Origin of the sequence: Phenylobacterium sp. (genome assembly GCF_036677185.1) — a bacterium.
Lineage (GTDB): Bacteria > Pseudomonadota > Alphaproteobacteria > Caulobacterales > Caulobacteraceae > Phenylobacterium.
Genome location: NZ_JAKFEN010000014.1, coordinates 1 through 15,590, shown reverse-complemented (window position 1 = coordinate 15,590; position 15,590 = coordinate 1). Strand labels below are relative to the sequence as shown.

The following is a 15,590-nucleotide window of genomic DNA, read 5'->3' as shown; positions in this document are numbered from 1 at the left end:
AGGATGCGTTCGACCCAGGCGTCGAATTCGGGCTGGGTCACGACCTTGATCTCGATCGGCATGAAGGCGTGGTCGACGCCGCACAGCTCCGAGCACTGGCCGTAGAAGGTGCCGGTACGCTCGGCCTTGAACCAGGTCTCGTTGACCCGGCCGGGGATGCCGTCGGTCTTCAGGCCGAAGGCGGGCAGGGCGAAGGCGTGGATCACGTCAGCGCCGGTGACCAGGACGCGGACCGTCTTGTTGACCGGAACCACCAGGGGTTCGGTGGCCGCCAGGCGATAGGGAACGTTGCGGGCCTTAGCCTCGTCTTCCGGCAGCATGTTGGAGACGAACTCGCCGACCTTCTGGTCGGGCAGCTCAAAGCCCCAGTACCACTGGTAGCCGGTGGCCTTAACGGTCAGGTCCGGCTTGGGCATGTCGTGATAGGCGAACAGCAGCTTGAAGGAGACCACCGAGATCCCCATCAGGATCAGGACCGGGACTACCGTCCAGATCACCTCGACCATGGTGTTGTGGGTCCACTTGGCCGGGATCGGGTTGCGCTTCTTGTTGAAGCGGACCACGCACCACAGGAGCAGGGCGAGCACGAACAGGCAGATGATCGTGATCAGCGGCAGCAGGATCAGATCGTGGAAATCGTGCACCGCGTGCTTCAGCGGCGCGGCGGCCGGCTGCAAGCCCATAGCGCCTGGGGTCGGTTGCCCCATCAAATCTTCCGCGAACGCCTGGACGCCCCAGAACGCCGACGTGACGCCCGCGGCGGTCGCTGCCGCCCACGTCCGCATGCCCTGAACCCTAGACTTCATGTCCCCTCGGTCTGCTTGGCCGGCCGCGCCTCGCAAAAGACGATCGCCCCCGCCGACTGGAATCGAGGCGACGCCACGTAAATCGCGCAGCCCCGCCCTTCGTCGGCGCTGCATACGCGCTCGATTGGGGCTTGCCAAGGCGCTACAGCCCCCTATGGCCCAGCGCCGCGCCATAGGGTCGCAATCTTACCCCGGGATCGGCCCCAACCTCGCGTTTTGGCCCTTCAGATGAGAATAAATCGCAACTGAAGTGAGCGTCGTTCGCCCAGTGCAGCCAATGGGATGACGCGGACCGCCCAAGCCCTTATCTCTGAAGGCCTGTCATTGTGAGCTCGTCCCTATGAACGCCCATTCCCCCGCGCCCTCGATCCTGGACTCCGCCGGCGTCGCCCCTGAGCGAGCCCGCGAGATTCTCGGCGAGGCCCTGGCGGGCGCCGATGACGGCGAACTGTTCGTCGAACGCTCCGAGAGCGAATCATTTCTGTTCGACGACGGACGCCTGAAATCCGCGGCCTATGATTCGTCAGAGGGCTTCGGCCTGCGCGTGGTGGCGGGTGAGACCGCGGGCTATTCGCACTCCAGCGAGGTGTCCGAGGCGGCGATCAAGCGGGCCGCCCAGTCCTCGTCCCTGGCCAAGCGCGGCTATTCCGGGATCTCCGACGAGGCGCCGCGCGCCACCAACGCCAAGCTCTATGGCGAGGACGACCCCACCGCCTCTCCCGCTTTCTCGGACAAGATCGCACTGCTGCAGGAGATCGACTCCTGGTGCCGGGCGCGCGACCCGCGGGTTGTCCAGGTGATGGCCTCCCTGGCCGGCGAGCGCCGCACGGTGGAGATCCTGCGGGCCGACGGCCGGCTGATCCGCGACGTGCGGCCCCTGTGTCGGGTCAATGTCCAGGTGACGGTCGAGAAGGACGGCAAGCGCGAGAACGGCTTCGCCGGCGCCGGCGGCCGCGCCGGGTTCGAGGCCTGGATCACCCCCGACAAGTGGCAGGAGCAGGCCGAGGAGGCCCTGCGCCAGGCGCTGGTCAATCTGGACGCCATCCCCTGCCCGGCCGGCGAGATGGACGTGGTGCTGGGCCCGGGCTGGAACGGCGTGCTGCTGCACGAGGCGGTCGGCCACGGGCTGGAAGGCGACTTCAACCGCAAGGGCACCTCGGCGTTCTCGGGCCGGGTGGGCGAGCGAGTGGCGGCCAAGGGCGTCACGGTGTTCGACGACGGCACCCTGGCGGGGCGGCGCGGCTCGCTGACCGTCGACGACGAGGGCACGCCCACCGAACGCACCATCCTGATCGAGGACGGCATCCTGGTCGGCTACATGCACGACCGGATGAGCGCCCGGCTGATGGGTCTGGCCGCCACCGGCAACGGCCGTCGCCAATCCTACGCCCACATGCCCATGCCGCGGATGACCAACACCGCCATGATGGGCGGAAACCACAAGCGCGAGGAGATGATCGCCTCGACGAAGCGCGGGCTCTACTGCGCAAATTTCGGCGGCGGCCAGGTGGACATCACCAACGGCAAGTTCGTCTTCCAGTGCACCGAGGCCTATCTGATCGAGGACGGCAAGATCACCGCCCCGGTCAAGGGCGCGACCCTGATCGGCGACGGTCCCTCTGCGCTCACCCGGGTCACCATGATCGGCGACGATTTCGACTTCGATCCCGGCGTCGGGGTCTGCGGCAAGTCGGGCCAGAGCATCCCGGTGGGGGTGGGTCAGCCCTCCCTGAAGCTCACCGGACTGACGGTCGGAGGCACCAGCCTCTAGGGCCGGGTATCTCAGGAGCGACGATATGTAATCGCCGATAACCTTTCGGCGATTTAATCCACATGTCCTGGATTTAATTGGCTCTCCCCCCATGGCGCAGGTCACTTCGCGCTCACCTGTGGGGAGTGTTACCGAATGATCCGATACGTCGCTCTGGCGTCCACCGCCTTGGCTTCGGCCCTCCTCTTCGCCGCGCCGGCCGCCGCCCAGGCCACGCCGCCGGCGCTCCCCGCCCTTCCCTTGCCGCCGCCAGGCCCGCCGCGCGAAGGGGTGATCAGCTATCCGCCAGAATTCTTCGCCGCCAGCCAGCCCGGCAACGCCTTGGAGATGCTGTTGCGTCTGCCGGGTTTCACCCTGGACACGGGCGACACGATCCGCGGCTTCGAAGGCGGCGGCGGCAACGCCCTGGTCGATGGCCAGCGCCCCACCAGCAAGACCGATCCCCTGGACGAATTGCTGCGCCGGATTCCGGCCGCTCAGGTCGAGCGTGTCGAGCTGATCCGTGGCGGCGCCCCGGGCATCGACATGCAGGGCAAGACGGTGCTGGCCAATGTCGTCAAGAAGCCGGGCGCCGGCTTCCGCGGCCTGTTCGCGGTGGCCAACAACCGCCTCTATGACGGCCGCATGCAGCACGGCGTGCGCCTCGAGCTCTCGGGCGGCAAGGACGGGCGCAACTGGGAAGGCTCGGCGCGCTACGGCTTCGGCGCTGATGACGGCGGCGACTATGGACCGGGAGTCCGGGTCGCGCCGGACGGCTCCGTCCTGGTCCGCTCAAACATCGATTCCGAAAGCGACGGCCTGCAGAAGACCCTCACCGGCGCATACGAACAACCCCTGTTCGGGGGCAAGGTCCGTGTGAACGGCCGGATGTTCTGGGAGAAGTGGAAGGAGGAGGAGGATCGCAACGTGATCTTCCCCACGCCGCTGCTGGTCACCGTCGACGACGTCTATCTGAGCGAGGACACCGAGCTCGGCGCGCGCTTCAACAGGGCGTTCGGCGACAAGACCACCCTGGAGCTCATCGGGCTGCGCCAGACCAAGGAGCGCGACATCGGCTCGAGCTTCTCCTCGCCCCCCGACACCGGGCGCTTCCATCTGATCCGGGAGTCCAGCGAGACCATCGGCCGAGGGGTGCTGAAATACCGGTTCAACGACACCCTCTCCCTGGAGGCCGGCGGCGAGGGCGCCTTCAACAAACTCGACAGCCAGACGGAGCTCACCGAGAACGGGACGCTCGTGGTCCTGCCGGCCGCCAATGTGACGGTTGAGGAAACCCGCGGCGAGGTCTTCACCAAGGGCGTCTGGCGCGCCACGCCCGAATGGACCGTGGAAGCCGGACTGCGCTACGAGGCCTCGTCGATCTCGTCGGACGGCGACGTATCGCTGGAAAAGACCTTGAACTTCGCCAAGCCGAGGCTGGCGGTCACCTGGCAGGCCCGCCCGACGACGCAGGTGCGCTTCCGCTTCGAACGGGTGGTGGGGCAGCTCAACTTCGACGACTTCGTCGCCGATTCCTCCTTGAACACCGGGGTGGTGACCGCCGGCAACCCGGACCTCAATCCCGAACAGGCCTGGGTGACGGAAGCCGCGATCGAGCAGCGGTTCTGGAAGGACGGCGTTGTCTCACTGACCGCGCGGCATTCGGCGCTCACGGACGTCATCGACCGTGCGCCGATCTTCACGCCGACCGACGTCTTCGACGCGCCCAGCAATATCGGTGACGGGACCAAGGACGAACTGATCGTCAACCTCACCCTGCCCCTCGGCCGGCTGGGGGTGAAGGGCGGCCAGCTGAAAGGCGAGGTCACCTGGCGGCGCTCCGAGGTCGAAGATCCCACCACTGGTGAAACGCGCGAGATCTCGGACCTGCGTCCCCTCGACTGGGAGGCGACTTTCAGCCAGGACCTGCCGCGCTGGAAGGCCACCTGGGGCGTGGATTTCTACGGCGGCTGGCGGGAGACCTCCTACCGCTTCAACGAGATCGAGGATCTCAAGCTCAAGACCTATGTGAAGCCCTTCGCGGAGTTCCGCCTGCAGCCCGACCTGATGCTGCGCATCGAGCTGCCCAACGTCACCGAACGCGGCATCCGCCGCACGCGCACGATCTATGCCGGCCCGCGTAACACCAGCACGATCTCGTTTGTCGACGACCGCGACCTGCAGTTCGGCCGCGGGGTCTATGTCCGACTTCGCAAGACCTTCGGCGGCTAGGGTCGCGCCCACGAAGAAGGCCGGACGCTCGCGCGCCCGGCCTTCGCCGTTCTCAGGCGGAACCCGCCCCTAGAGCTCTGGATGCTTGTTGACCCCGGCTCCGTGCGCCCAGTGGCGGATGAAGAAGCTGGCGACGACGAAGGCGACGCCGCAGCCCACCCCCACCCAGCCCAGCTTGTTGAAGCCGTCCAGCGAGGTGGCGAGCGCCGCGGCCGGGTCCAGCACCTGGCCGCCGACGGTTTCGGTTCCCATGAGGCCCGCGATCCGGCCGCCCACGAGTTGGGCGATGGAGGACGACAGGAACCAGACCGCCATCATGAACGAGACGATGGAGGCGACCGAAAGCTTGGTGATCTCCGACAGACCCACCGGCGACAGGAAGAGCTCGCCCGTGGTGTGCAGCAGGTAGAGCATGCCGAGGATGATCAGCGGCATGCGGAAGGCCGAATCGGTCATGCCCGCGCCGGCCGCCCAGACCACCACCAGGAAGCCCAGGCCCACCTGGATCAGGCCGAGGCCGAAGGTGAAGGTGGGGTCCAGGACCTTTCCGCGCTGGCCGAGCCAGGTCCACATCACCGCGAAGATCGGCGCGAAGATGAGGATGAAGCCGGCGTTGAACGACTGGGTCTGAGCCGCCCCGATGCCGGTGTCGATCCAGGACCACCAGTTGGCGGGCTGGATGCCGGCGGCGGCGAGCTGGTCGGCGCTGCCCATGGGCAGGCCCAGGAAGCTGGTCGCCTGGCTGGTGATCGAGAGATCGACATTGCGCGAGGCAAACAGGTTGAGCGAGGTGCCGGCCTGTTCGAAGAGGGTGAAGAACACCACCGCGCCGAAGATCAGCACCATGGCGAGCATCATCCGCTCGCGTTCGACCTTGTCGCACTTCTTGGCGATGAACCAGACGATGAAGGCCAGCGCCGCCAGGGTGGAAAGGGTCAGGCCCCAGCCCACCAGGCCGTTGTGCTGGACCAGCAGCCAGATCGGAATGACGCCCAGGAGGCCGCCTAGATAGATCAACCATTCGCGGTTGATCGGGCCGACCATCGGCTCCTTGAGGCGCTCCGGGTTCGGCGGCTCGCCCTTTCCCTGCAGCAGGGGCTTGCCCAGGACGAAGACCACCCAGCCCAACGCCATGCCGACGCCGGCCAGGCCGAAGCCCGCCCACCAGCCGACGTTCTGGCCCAGCAGGCCGCACAGGACCGCGGCCCAGAAGGCCCCCAGGTTGATGCCGTAGTAGTAGAGGGTGAAGCCGGAATCCCGCCGCGGATCGCCCTGCGGATAGAGCTGGCCGACGATGGTGGAGATGTTGGGCTTGAGGAAGCCGACGCCCATGATGATCAGCGAGACCGCCAGGTAGAAGGCGTTGACCCCCATCGGGTCGCTCTTCTTCACCATGGTGTAGCTGCCCGCGGGCAGGACCGCCGGCAAGGGCGCGCCGGCGTCGAGGTTCTTGATCTCCAGCCCGCCGCTGGCGGCCGGTCCGAAATCATAGGCCTTGTCGCCCACCATCAGCTTGACCGAGCGCGATTCCATGCGGCCCTCGGCCGCCACGGCGTAGCTCTGGTTGTTGTAGACCAGGGTCTGGGTGGTGGGACCGCCCTCGAGCGCCATGGTCATGTGGCCGGCGACCAGCAGCAGGGCGCCGAAGGCCACGGCCTTGCGCGTGCCCAGATAGCGGTCGGCCAGCAGGCCGCCGATCAGCGGCAGCAGATAGACCAGGCTCGTATAGGAGCCGTACTGGGCGCCCGCCGCCTCGTCGTCGAACAACAGGTGTTGGGTGAGGTAGAAGATCAGGATGCCGCGCATCCCGTAGTAGGAGAACCGCTCCCACATCTCGGCGAAAAACAGGATCATCAACCCTTTCGGGTGGGTCTTCAGCAACTGCAGCAGCACCGGAATCCCCGTCGCCAGCGTGACGAGGATCCCCAGCAGGATAACGATATTCATGAGGGCGGTTCTTCCAATCCTTGGACGGCCGGCGCTCCCTGGGTTGTTTTCTCCCCCGCCGGGCTAGTTTGGCGGGAGAAGATCACGCGTTAAGGCCAAGCACAAGCAAGCCTGCCCTTGTGGCGGCGGGACCCGCGTCCCCATCTCAAGCGTTATCCATTCAAAGGAGCGCGTCGCATGAAGATTCCCGGTCCGGACCATCCGATCACCATCACCCCGGCCGCGACCCGCTGGCGCGCGATGTTCGACAACCACGTGATCGCCGACAGCGGCGACGCCCTGGTCCTGTGCGAGGCCGACTACCCGCCGGTGATCTACTTCCCGCGCAGTGACGTCTCGATGGAATATTTCTCCAGGACCGACCGCTCGACCCACTGCCCGTACAAGGGTGACGCCGCCTACTACACGATCCTCATGGACGGCCATTTCGCCGAGAACGCGGTATGGACCTATGAGGAACCCTACCCGGCCATGGAGCAGATCCGCGGGCGGCTGGCCTTCTACCGGGACAAGATCGAGGTCTATGCGGTGGACGACGACACCGTCGATCCGGCCCACCATCACACCAAGACCATCGACGACGTGATCCTGCATACCGACTCCGGCTCGGGCTCAAGCCAGAAGACGCACTGGCCGCCGAGCGAAGACGCGCCGCGCCCCTGAGGAGTCTAGGCCTCGCGCGGGCCAGGCCACTCGGCCCGCGCGCCCTCCGGCGCCAAGCTCATCCCGACGCCCTCCGTCGCGCGGACAGGGATGGCGCTCAGATCGAAGCCGTCGAGGCAGAAGACGTTGACCCCATAGTGGTCCGGGGCCGCGCGCTTGCGGTGGAAGGTGTAGATCCCGCAACGGCTGCAGAAGTAGTGCTTCGCCCGCCGCGTATTCCATTGATAGACCGACAGGAGCTCCTCGCCGGCCAGGATGGTCATGGCGCTTTCGTGCACCTTGGCCATGACGGCGTTCTTCTTGACGCACAGTGAGCAGTCGCAGGTGGTCAGCTCCACGATCTCGGCGTCGACCTGGAAGCGAACCGCGCCGCAGTGGCAGGACCCGCGCGGCATGGTCAGTAGGCGAACTCTTCGAAGACCTTGCTCACATCGCCCCGCCAGCGGCCGTCGTAGAGCTCGAGCAGGCGCTCGGCGGGGGTGATCCCGCTGTCGGCGATCTCCTCCAACTCGGCCAGGTAGCCGGTCTCGTCGACCAGGCCGCCGCTCAGGCGGTTGCGGTTCTTCAGACCCTGCCGGGCGATGGCGACCATGTCCCTGGCCACGTCCTGGACGCTGCGGCCCCCGACCTTGGCCTTCAGGCCCAGCCGCGCCACGTCGGCGCGCAGCCGCTCGTGATCCTCGACCTGCCAGTCCTTGCAGAGGTCCCAGGCCGCGGCCAGCGCCGCCTGATCGTAGAAGATGCCGGTCCACAGGGCCGGCAGGGCGCAGAGGCGGCTCCACGGCCCGGAGTCCGCGCCGCGCATCTCCAGGTACTGCTTCAGCCGCACCTCGGGGAAGGCGGTGGTGGTGTGGTCGGCCCAGTCCTTGAGGCTCGGACGGTCGCCGGGCAACTCGGCCAGCTCGCCCGCCATGAACTTGCGGAAGGATTTGCCGGAGAGGTCGACATACTTTCCGCCGCGCTTGGCGAAGTACATCGGCACGTCGAGGGCGTACTGGGCGTAGGTCTCGAACCCGAAGCCATCGGCGAAGACGAAATCCAGCATGCCGGTGCGGTCTGGATCGGTGTCGGTCCAGACGTTGGCGCGCGCCGACAGGAAGCCCGACGGCTTGCCCTCGATGAAGGGGGAATTGGCGAACAGGGCCGTACAGATCGGCTGCAGGGCCAGGCTGGTGCGGAACTTGGCCACCATGTCGGCCTCGGAGCCGAAGTCGAGATTGGCCTGCACGGTGCAGGTGCGGAACATCATGTCGAGGCCCAGATTGCCGACCTTCGGCATGTATTCCCGCATGATCTTGTAGCGGCCCTTGGGCATGACCGGCACGTCGTCGCGCCGCCAGATCGGCGTGAAGCCGAGGCCCAGGAAGCCCAGGCCCAGCTCGTCGGCGACGGTCTTGACCTCCTGCAGGTGGACGCCGGTCTCCTCGCAGATGTCGTGCATGGTCTCGAGCGGCGCGCCCGACAGTTCGAACTGGCCGCCGGGTTCGAGGCTGACATTGGCCTTGCCGCGTTCGAGGGCGATGATGTTGTCGCCCTCGTAGACGCCCTTCCAGCCGAACCGGGTGAGGCCATTCAGCAAGGCGTGGATCCCCGCGGGGCCCGCGTAGGGAACCGGCTCGTGCGTGCCAAGACGGAAGACGAACTTCTCGTGCTCGGCGCCCACGCGCCACTGGTCGGCCGGCTTCGAGCCGGCCTCGAACCAGGCCAGTATGTCCTCTACCGCGAGGGGTCGGTCGTCCGTCACGACGTCGGCCATCTCAATCTCCCCCAAGCCCATACCGAAACGGCGGCGATCTTTACGCTGTTCAAACAGGTGGGCGCAAATCAGGAAAGCTCAAGCCCCCGCCAGTCCCCCTGCGCCGCCTGCCATAGGGTGAGCGCGCTGATGGCCGCGGTGTCGGCCCGCAGGATCCGGGGCCCCAGGGTGGCGGGCGTGGCGTAGGGCAAGCCGCGCAAGGTCTCGCGCTCGGCCGGCGAGAAGCCGCCCTCCGGCCCGATCAGGATGGCCCACGGCGCCGGCGGCGCGCCGTCCAAGGCCGCCAGCACCGGCCTGGCGTCGCCCGCCTCGTCGCAAAACAACAGCCGCCGCGGCGCGTCCCAGTCGGCCAGCAGCTTGGCGAGCTTCGCGGGTTCCAGGATCTGCGGCACGTCCATGCGGCCGGTCTGCTCGGCGGCCTCGGCGGCGATGATCTGCAGGCGGTCGATCCGCGCGCGCTCGGCGTTGGTGCGTTCGGTAATCACCAGCCGAACGCGACGGGCGCCCAGCTCAGCGGCCTTCTCGACGATGGTCTCCACCCGCGTGCGCTTGACCACCGCCACCAGTAGGTCGAGGTCCGGCCCCAACGCCTGGGGCCGCTCCTGGGCCTGGAGCCGCAGGATCGCGCCGCGCTTGCCCGAGACCTCGATGGCCGCGCGCCACTCGCCGTCGCGGCCGTTGAACACCAGCACCTCGTCGCCCACGACACGGCGCATCACGGCGGTGAGATAGCGGCTCTGGCCGGGGTCCAGGGCGAGCGCCTGGCCCTGGGCGAGGTCTGCGGAAACGAACAAGCGGATCATGGATTGAGGTTCTAGCCGGGGGAACGGGATCAGGACTAGTTTGACGACATGGCGAAGCTCGACAACGAGGCCTACGAGGCCGAACTCACCGGCCTGCAGCTGGCCCTGGTCCGCTATCAGCAGGCCGCCATGGAGAGCGGCGAAAAGGTGCTGATCATCTTCGAGGGCCGGGACGCGGCCGGCAAGGACGGCGCCATCAAGCGGATGATCGAGCATCTTTCGATCCGATACACGCGGGTCATCGCCCTGCCCAAGCCGACCGAGGTGGAACGCAGCCAGTGGTATTTCCAGCGCTACGTCCAGTACCTGCCGGCGGCGGGCCAGATCGTCATCTTCAACCGCTCCTGGTACAATCGGGCCGGCGTCGAGAAGGTGATGGGGTTCTCCACCCCCGAGGAGCAGGAGATCTTCCTGCGCGACGTGCCGCACTTCGAGGAGATGCTTGTCGAGAGCGGGATCAAGCTCGTGAAGCTATGGCTCGACATCAGCCGCGACGAGCAGGCCGAACGGCTGAAGGCGCGGCGCGAAGACCCGCTGAAGGCGTTGAAGACCAGTCCCCTGGATGACGTCGCCCAGGCCAAGTGGGACGACTACAGCGACGCCCGCGACGAGATGCTCACCCGCACCCACAGCGCCGCCGCGGCCTGGAGATGCGTGGTGACCAACAAGAAGAAGATCGCGCGCCTCAACATCCTGCGCCACGTCATCGGCGCCATCGCCCCCGAGAAGATCGCCGAGAGGGTCGCCAAGCCCGATCCGGCGGTCTTGTTTCCCTTCGAGATCGCCGCCATCTCCGATGGTCGGTTGAACAGGTAGCGGAGCCGGACGGGGTGGAACAGATCTCGGGCCGGGAGGCTCGCCGTATCGCGCTGGCCGCCCAGGGCTTCGCCGACCGGCGGCCCGCAGCGCCCGGCAAGCGACACGTTCTGAAGACCATCGACCGGCTGGGCGTGCTGCAGATCGACTCGGTCAATGTGGTGTCGCGCACCCATTACCTGCCGCTGTTCTCGCGCCTGGGCGCCTATCCGCGCCCCGTGCTGGACGAAGTCGCCTGGGGAAAGAAGCCGGCCCTGATCGAGTACTGGGCGCATGAGGCGTCGCTGCTGCCGGCCGCGACCCATCCGCTGCTCCGATGGCGGATGGACGACGCCCGAGAGGGCGTCGGGACCTGGACGGGGATCGCGCGGTTCCTGCGGACCCACCCGGACTTCATCGACAGGGTGCTGAACGAGATCGAGACCCGCGGCCCCATGCCGGCCTCGGAACTGGAGCTTGGCGCCAAGGGCGCCAAAGGCTGGTGGGGTTGGAGCGAGGGCAAGCGGGCGCTGGAGTGCCTGTTCTGGATCGGCGACCTGACGGCGGCCACCCGGCGCGGGACCTTTGAGCGGGTCTACGGGATCGCCGACAAGGTGCTGCCCAGGGCCATCCGCGAGACCCCGACACCCGACCGCGACGACGCCCAGCGCGAGCTGATCCGCATCGCCGCCCGCGCCCAGGGCGTGGCCACCGAGCGCGACCTGCGCGACTATTTCCGCATGGGGGTGGCCGAGACCAAGGCACGCATCGCCGAGCTGCTGGAGATGGGCGACCTCGCCGCCGTCACCGTCAAGGGTTGGGGTCAGCCGGCCTATCTCGACCCCAAAGCGCGACGGCCGCGCAAGGTCGCCGCCAACGCCCTGCTCTCACCCTTCGACAACCTCATCTGGTTCCGCGAGCGCGCAGAGCGGCTGTTCGACGTGCGCATCCGGCTGGAGATCTACACCCCGGCCCACAAGCGGGTGCACGGCTACTACGTCCTGCCCTTCCTGCAGGGCGAGGCGTTGACCGCCCGCGTCGATCTGAAGGCCGAGCGGAAGACCGGCGTGCTGGTCGTGCAGTCGGCCCATTCCGAGCCGGCCTCGAACGCGCAGACCCCGGGCCTGCTGGCCCAAGAGCTGCGACTGATGGCGGGTTGGCTAGGGTTGGACGAGGTCCAAATCCAGGCGAAGGGCGACATGGCCGGGGCGCTGAAGGCGGCCCTGACCTAGGTCGTCGCGCTATCGGGACATGACCGCGATCATGAACATCACCGCCCCCAGCGAGATCCAGATCACCGAGTTGACGAGCATCCGGAGCAGGCCCCGCTCGTGCTCGTCGGTCGTGCCCAGGGCGTCAGCCAGCGCATTGCCGGGCGCTACGAAGATAAGCTTTAGAAGCAACATGGAAAATTGTCCTACACCGACCCCGGACCTGGGATTCCTGACCGCAACATGCGCGCCCGTCGGCAACCCGCGTACTCCGGGATGGTACGTAGACCTGGCCGTGGCCGAGGACCGGCGGAGCTAGAGCTCCACCATGTCGAAGTCGGCCTTCGGCGTGCCGCACAGGGGACATATCCAGCTGTCGGGAAGCTCCGCCCAGCGCGTGCCCGGCGCCAGGCCCTCGGCTGGGTCGCCGAACTCTTCCTGATAGAGATAGCCGCAGGTGCGGCACTGCCAGACCTTGTAGCGTTCGGACATCTCGCCGCCGCCTCAATGCATCTTGAAACGGATCGGGACCGACTTGGGACCACAAACGAAGCTGGCGGACATGTTGCGCGGCGTCCCGTCCAGCTCCACCGATTCCAGCCGGGCGAACAGTTCTTCCCACAGGATGCGCATCTCCATCCGCGCCAGGTGTTGGCCCAGGCACACATGGGCGCCGTATCCGAACGCCACATGCTTGTTGGGTGTCCGCTCGATGTCGAACTTGAAGGGATCGGCGAACACCGCCTCGTCGCGGTTGCCGGAGGGATAGGACAGCATCAGCCAGTCCCCCTTGGCCATCTTGCGGCCGGCGACTTCGGCGTCCGCGGTGGCCGTGCGCATGAAGTGCTTCACCGGCGTGACCCATCGGATCGACTCCTCGATCAGGCCTGGGATGAGGGCGGGATTGGCCTTCAGCTTGGCGAACTGTTCGGGGTTCTCGGCCAGGGCCCACAGGGCGCCCGACACCGTCGAGGACGTGGTGTCGTGGCCGGCGGTCGCGGCGATGATGTAGTAGCTCATGGCTTCCAGGTGGCCGAGCGGTTCGCCGTTGATCTTGCCGTTGGCGATGACGCTGGCGAGATCCGCGCGCGGATTGGCGCGGCGATCCTCGGTTATGGCGTTGAAGTACAGCATGAAGTCCATAACCACCGACTGGATGGTGTCGACGCCGGCGTTGGTGGTCTGGATTTCCTCGCCGGTCCGATTGAGGTCGGGGTCGGCGCTGCCGAACAGTTCCTGGGTGAGCTTCAGCATCCGCGGCTCGTCGGACTCCGGCACCCCGATCACCTCCATGATCACATGCAGCGGATAGAGGAAGGCCACGTCGCGGGCGAAGTCGCACTGGCCGCCATGCGCCGCCATGCGGTCGATGAAGCCCCTGGCGATCTCCCGGATCCGCGCCTCCAGGGCGCGCAGGTTCTGCGGCACGAACGAACCCTGGGTCAGGCGCCGGTAGGCCATATGGTCGGGGTTATCCATCTGCACCAGCGAGCGGACCAGATGGGGGCTGCCGCCCATCATTTCGCGGACCTTCCGGTCGGCTTCGATGGTCGTGAGAACCGTGGAGCGGTCGCCGTTGTGGAACAGCTCGTTCTGACGCTCGACCTCCAGAATGTCGGCGTGGCGCGTGACCACCCAGAAGGGATCGAAGCCCTCCGGCTGGGCCTGGTCCAACGGCGCTTCCCGCCGCAGCCAGGCGAAGGCGTCGTCCACCCGCTTGCCCTCGGCGTAGGCGCGGGGATCGACAATGGTCTGGGCGATGTCGGACGGAATGGTCATGTGCGGTTCCTGGGCTCCCTTGCGTGTCTTGTGGCCCGACACTGCAACTTGCTAGTTGTCCAACAACTTTCTAGAATTCGCAATATGTCCAGCACATTGACCAGGCGCAAATCGCGCCGCAGCCAGGCCGAGCGTCGGGACGAATCGGAACGCCGCCTGCTGGCCGCGGCCGCCGAACTGGTGGTGGAGCGGGGCATGGCCGCGGCGACCTTCGAGAACATCGGAGCCCGCGCGGGGTACAGCCGCAGCCTGGTCACGCAGCGGTTCGGGTCCAAGCGAGGCCTGATCGACGCCCTGATCGTCCAGCTCCAGGGCCGCCTCGGCGGCTTGCTGGAAGACCGGCACGTGGACGCAATGAGCGGCCTGGAGGCCGTCCTGGCCTATGTGGACGTGTTCCTCGCCGCCCTGGACCACGACGGCGAGCTGCGGGCCTATTTCGTGGTGCTGGCCTCGGCCGTGGCCGATGTCTCGGAACTGCGCGCGCCGTTCGCCGACGCGCACAAGGAGGTCGAGACCATCCTCGCGGCCTTCTTCCGGCGCGGACAGGCCGAGGGTTCGGTCCGGTCGGGCATCGACGCCGACGCCGCGGCCCTTGTCACCGGCGCCCTGCTGTTCGGGCTGTCGATGCAACTGCTGCTGGATCCGACCATGGACCTCGCGCCGTTGGGCGAGACCAGCAAGATGGCCTTGCGTTTGAGCTTCGCGGCCTGAACCGCCGCCCCGTCGCTCAGCCCTTCGGCGTCATCACCAGCCATGGGGTCGGCTTGATGCGCCATTCCCAGACCGCCAGGAGCTGGTCGAGGTGGCCGGACTGCGCCAGCCAATCCGGCAGGGGCAGGGTCTTGGGCTGGGTGTCCAGGCGGATGATGTCGTGGGTGGGGGTGAAGCGCTCGACCAGCCGCGCGAGATTGCCCGGGCGGTAGACGTCGTGGGTCTCGACGATGATTGTCATGCTCGCGAGCGCCGGCGACAGGTCGGGGCGCAGCAGGTCGTCCTCGGCGCCCTCCACGTCCATCAGCACCAGGCACTTCTGGCCCTCGAAGGCCTCGAAGCCGGTCGGGACGAAGGTCTCGCCGACCATGACCCGATCGGAAACGCCGTTGGCCTGCGCCAGCGCCTCGCAGGCGGCCCGCGCCTCGGGCTTGATGTCGTAGGCGTAGACGGTCGCCTCCGGCATCAGGCGGGCGAGGCCCACGGCGTAGTAGCCCTCGGCGCAACCCACATCGATCACGGTCTCGAAGCCCTGCTTGGCGAAGGCTTCGATATAGGGATGCAGCTCGGACTCGTAGGTTCCCAGCAGCCGCGGCGCCAGCGCCCCCTCGGTGGCGGCGCGCAGGTAGGACATGCCGGCGAACGGCCCCTGCAGGATCACCTGGCCGTGGTGGCGGACATAGGCGTCGACGATGGCCGAGGCCCGCCAGAGCGCCAACACCCGCAGGGCCATGTTGAGCTCCTGCGGCTGGCTAAGCGGCGGGTCGCGGTCCAGCCGCTCGCGCAGCCACTGAACCACTCGCTCCGCATAGGTCATGACGCGCCCCGGCCCGGAATCATGGCCGACATCTAGCACCGCCCGGCGTCCGCCGTCAGGCCGTCCCCTCGGTCACGGCATGGAGGCGAGCATAGGTCCCGCCCTTCTTCACCAGCTCGGCGTGACGGCCTTCCTCGACGATGCGCCCCTCCTCGAACACCAGGATTCGGTCGGCGCCCCGGATGGTCGAGAGCCGATGGGCGATGACGATGGTCGTGCGGCCCACCATCAGCTCCTCCATCGCCGCCTGGACCTGGCGCTCGGTCTCCACGTCCAGCGAGGATGTGGCCTCGTCCAGAACCAGGATCGGAGCATCAGCC

The 15,590-nt window shown here is 67.3% G+C and carries 15 protein-coding genes and 1 pseudogene; 6 read left to right on the top strand and 10 right to left on the bottom strand.

Annotation, left to right across the window (positions count from 1 at the left end):
* Nucleotides 1–785: cytochrome c oxidase subunit II (gene coxB / locus V6M51_RS05490; RefSeq protein WP_442957839.1), on the bottom strand; the 785-nt coding region annotated here is incomplete at its 3' end.
* A gap of 361 nt (nucleotides 786–1,146) precedes the next feature.
* On the opposite strand from coxB, the gene tldD reads away from it, so the two are divergent.
* Together tldD and V6M51_RS05480 are read left to right on the top strand one after the other, a co-directional pair.
* Complete coding sequence (gene tldD, locus V6M51_RS05485; RefSeq protein ID WP_332765342.1) at nucleotides 1,147–2,577, top strand: metalloprotease TldD; 1,431 nt, start codon at nucleotides 1,147–1,149, stop codon at nucleotides 2,575–2,577.
* Between the two features lie 135 nt (nucleotides 2,578–2,712).
* The gene (locus V6M51_RS05480) at nucleotides 2,713–4,788 is read left to right on the top strand and encodes a TonB-dependent receptor plug domain-containing protein (RefSeq protein WP_332765340.1); all 2,076 of its coding nucleotides are present in this window, start codon (nucleotides 2,713–2,715) and stop codon (nucleotides 4,786–4,788) included.
* Nucleotides 4,789–4,857: 69 nt separating this feature from the next.
* Here the strand turns inward: V6M51_RS05480 and V6M51_RS05475 are convergent, their stop codons facing one another.
* Nucleotides 4,858–6,735, bottom strand: coding sequence for a peptide MFS transporter (locus V6M51_RS05475; protein WP_332765338.1), 1,878 nt, complete (start codon nucleotides 6,733–6,735; stop codon nucleotides 4,858–4,860).
* 177 nt (nucleotides 6,736–6,912) lie between these two features.
* On the opposite strand from V6M51_RS05475, the gene V6M51_RS05470 reads away from it, so the two are divergent.
* Nucleotides 6,913–7,398 (top strand): DUF427 domain-containing protein, encoded by a 486-nt coding sequence (locus V6M51_RS05470; RefSeq protein ID WP_332765336.1) that lies wholly within the window; start codon nucleotides 6,913–6,915, stop codon nucleotides 7,396–7,398.
* A 5-nt stretch (nucleotides 7,399–7,403) separates the two neighbouring features.
* Here the strand turns inward: V6M51_RS05470 and V6M51_RS05465 are convergent, their stop codons facing one another.
* The 3 genes from V6M51_RS05465 to V6M51_RS05455 form a co-directional block, all read right to left on the bottom strand.
* Nucleotides 7,404–7,793, bottom strand: coding sequence for a GFA family protein (locus V6M51_RS05465; protein ID WP_332765334.1), 390 nt, complete (start codon nucleotides 7,791–7,793; stop codon nucleotides 7,404–7,406).
* Between the two features lie 2 nt (nucleotides 7,794–7,795).
* The gene (locus V6M51_RS05460) at nucleotides 7,796–9,154 is read right to left on the bottom strand and encodes a glutamate--cysteine ligase (RefSeq protein ID WP_332765333.1); all 1,359 of its coding nucleotides are present in this window, start codon (nucleotides 9,152–9,154) and stop codon (nucleotides 7,796–7,798) included.
* A gap of 68 nt (nucleotides 9,155–9,222) precedes the next feature.
* Nucleotides 9,223–9,957, bottom strand: coding sequence for a 16S rRNA (uracil(1498)-N(3))-methyltransferase (locus V6M51_RS05455; protein ID WP_332765332.1), 735 nt, complete (start codon nucleotides 9,955–9,957; stop codon nucleotides 9,223–9,225).
* Between the two features lie 48 nt (nucleotides 9,958–10,005).
* Between V6M51_RS05455 and ppk2 the strand changes: the two genes are divergently transcribed.
* Together ppk2 and V6M51_RS05445 are read left to right on the top strand one after the other, a co-directional pair.
* On the top strand, nucleotides 10,006–10,773 hold the full coding sequence (gene ppk2, locus V6M51_RS05450; RefSeq protein WP_332765330.1) for a polyphosphate kinase 2: 768 nt from the start codon (nucleotides 10,006–10,008) through the stop codon (nucleotides 10,771–10,773).
* Between the two features lie 14 nt (nucleotides 10,774–10,787).
* Nucleotides 10,788–11,984: a winged helix-turn-helix domain-containing protein gene (locus V6M51_RS05445; RefSeq protein ID WP_332765328.1), complete on the top strand. Its 1,197-nt coding sequence runs from the start codon at nucleotides 10,788–10,790 to the stop codon at nucleotides 11,982–11,984.
* 9 nt (nucleotides 11,985–11,993) lie between these two features.
* Here the strand turns inward: V6M51_RS05445 and V6M51_RS05440 are convergent, their stop codons facing one another.
* From V6M51_RS05440 to V6M51_RS05430, 3 genes are all read right to left on the bottom strand, one after another.
* On the bottom strand, nucleotides 11,994–12,158 hold the full coding sequence (locus tag V6M51_RS05440) for a hypothetical protein (RefSeq protein WP_332765326.1): 165 nt from the start codon (nucleotides 12,156–12,158) through the stop codon (nucleotides 11,994–11,996).
* Nucleotides 12,159–12,278: 120 nt separating this feature from the next.
* Nucleotides 12,279–12,455, bottom strand: a complete 177-nt coding sequence (locus V6M51_RS05435) for a rubredoxin (RefSeq protein WP_332765324.1) — start codon at nucleotides 12,453–12,455, stop codon at nucleotides 12,279–12,281.
* 12 nt (nucleotides 12,456–12,467) lie between these two features.
* A complete protein-coding gene (locus V6M51_RS05430) occupies nucleotides 12,468–13,742 on the bottom strand; it encodes a cytochrome P450 (protein WP_332765322.1) in 1,275 nt (424 codons plus the stop codon).
* Between the two features lie 84 nt (nucleotides 13,743–13,826).
* Between V6M51_RS05430 and V6M51_RS05425 the strand changes: the two genes are divergently transcribed.
* On the top strand, nucleotides 13,827–14,453 hold the full coding sequence (locus V6M51_RS05425; protein WP_332765320.1) for a TetR/AcrR family transcriptional regulator: 627 nt from the start codon (nucleotides 13,827–13,829) through the stop codon (nucleotides 14,451–14,453).
* A 16-nt stretch (nucleotides 14,454–14,469) separates the two neighbouring features.
* Here the strand turns inward: V6M51_RS05425 and V6M51_RS05420 are convergent, their stop codons facing one another.
* The gene (locus V6M51_RS05420) at nucleotides 14,470–15,270 is read right to left on the bottom strand and encodes a class I SAM-dependent methyltransferase (RefSeq protein WP_332765318.1); all 801 of its coding nucleotides are present in this window, start codon (nucleotides 15,268–15,270) and stop codon (nucleotides 14,470–14,472) included.
* A gap of 55 nt (nucleotides 15,271–15,325) precedes the next feature.
* Nucleotides 15,326–15,590: pseudogene (locus V6M51_RS05415) on the bottom strand (ABC transporter ATP-binding protein); the annotation flags it as partial.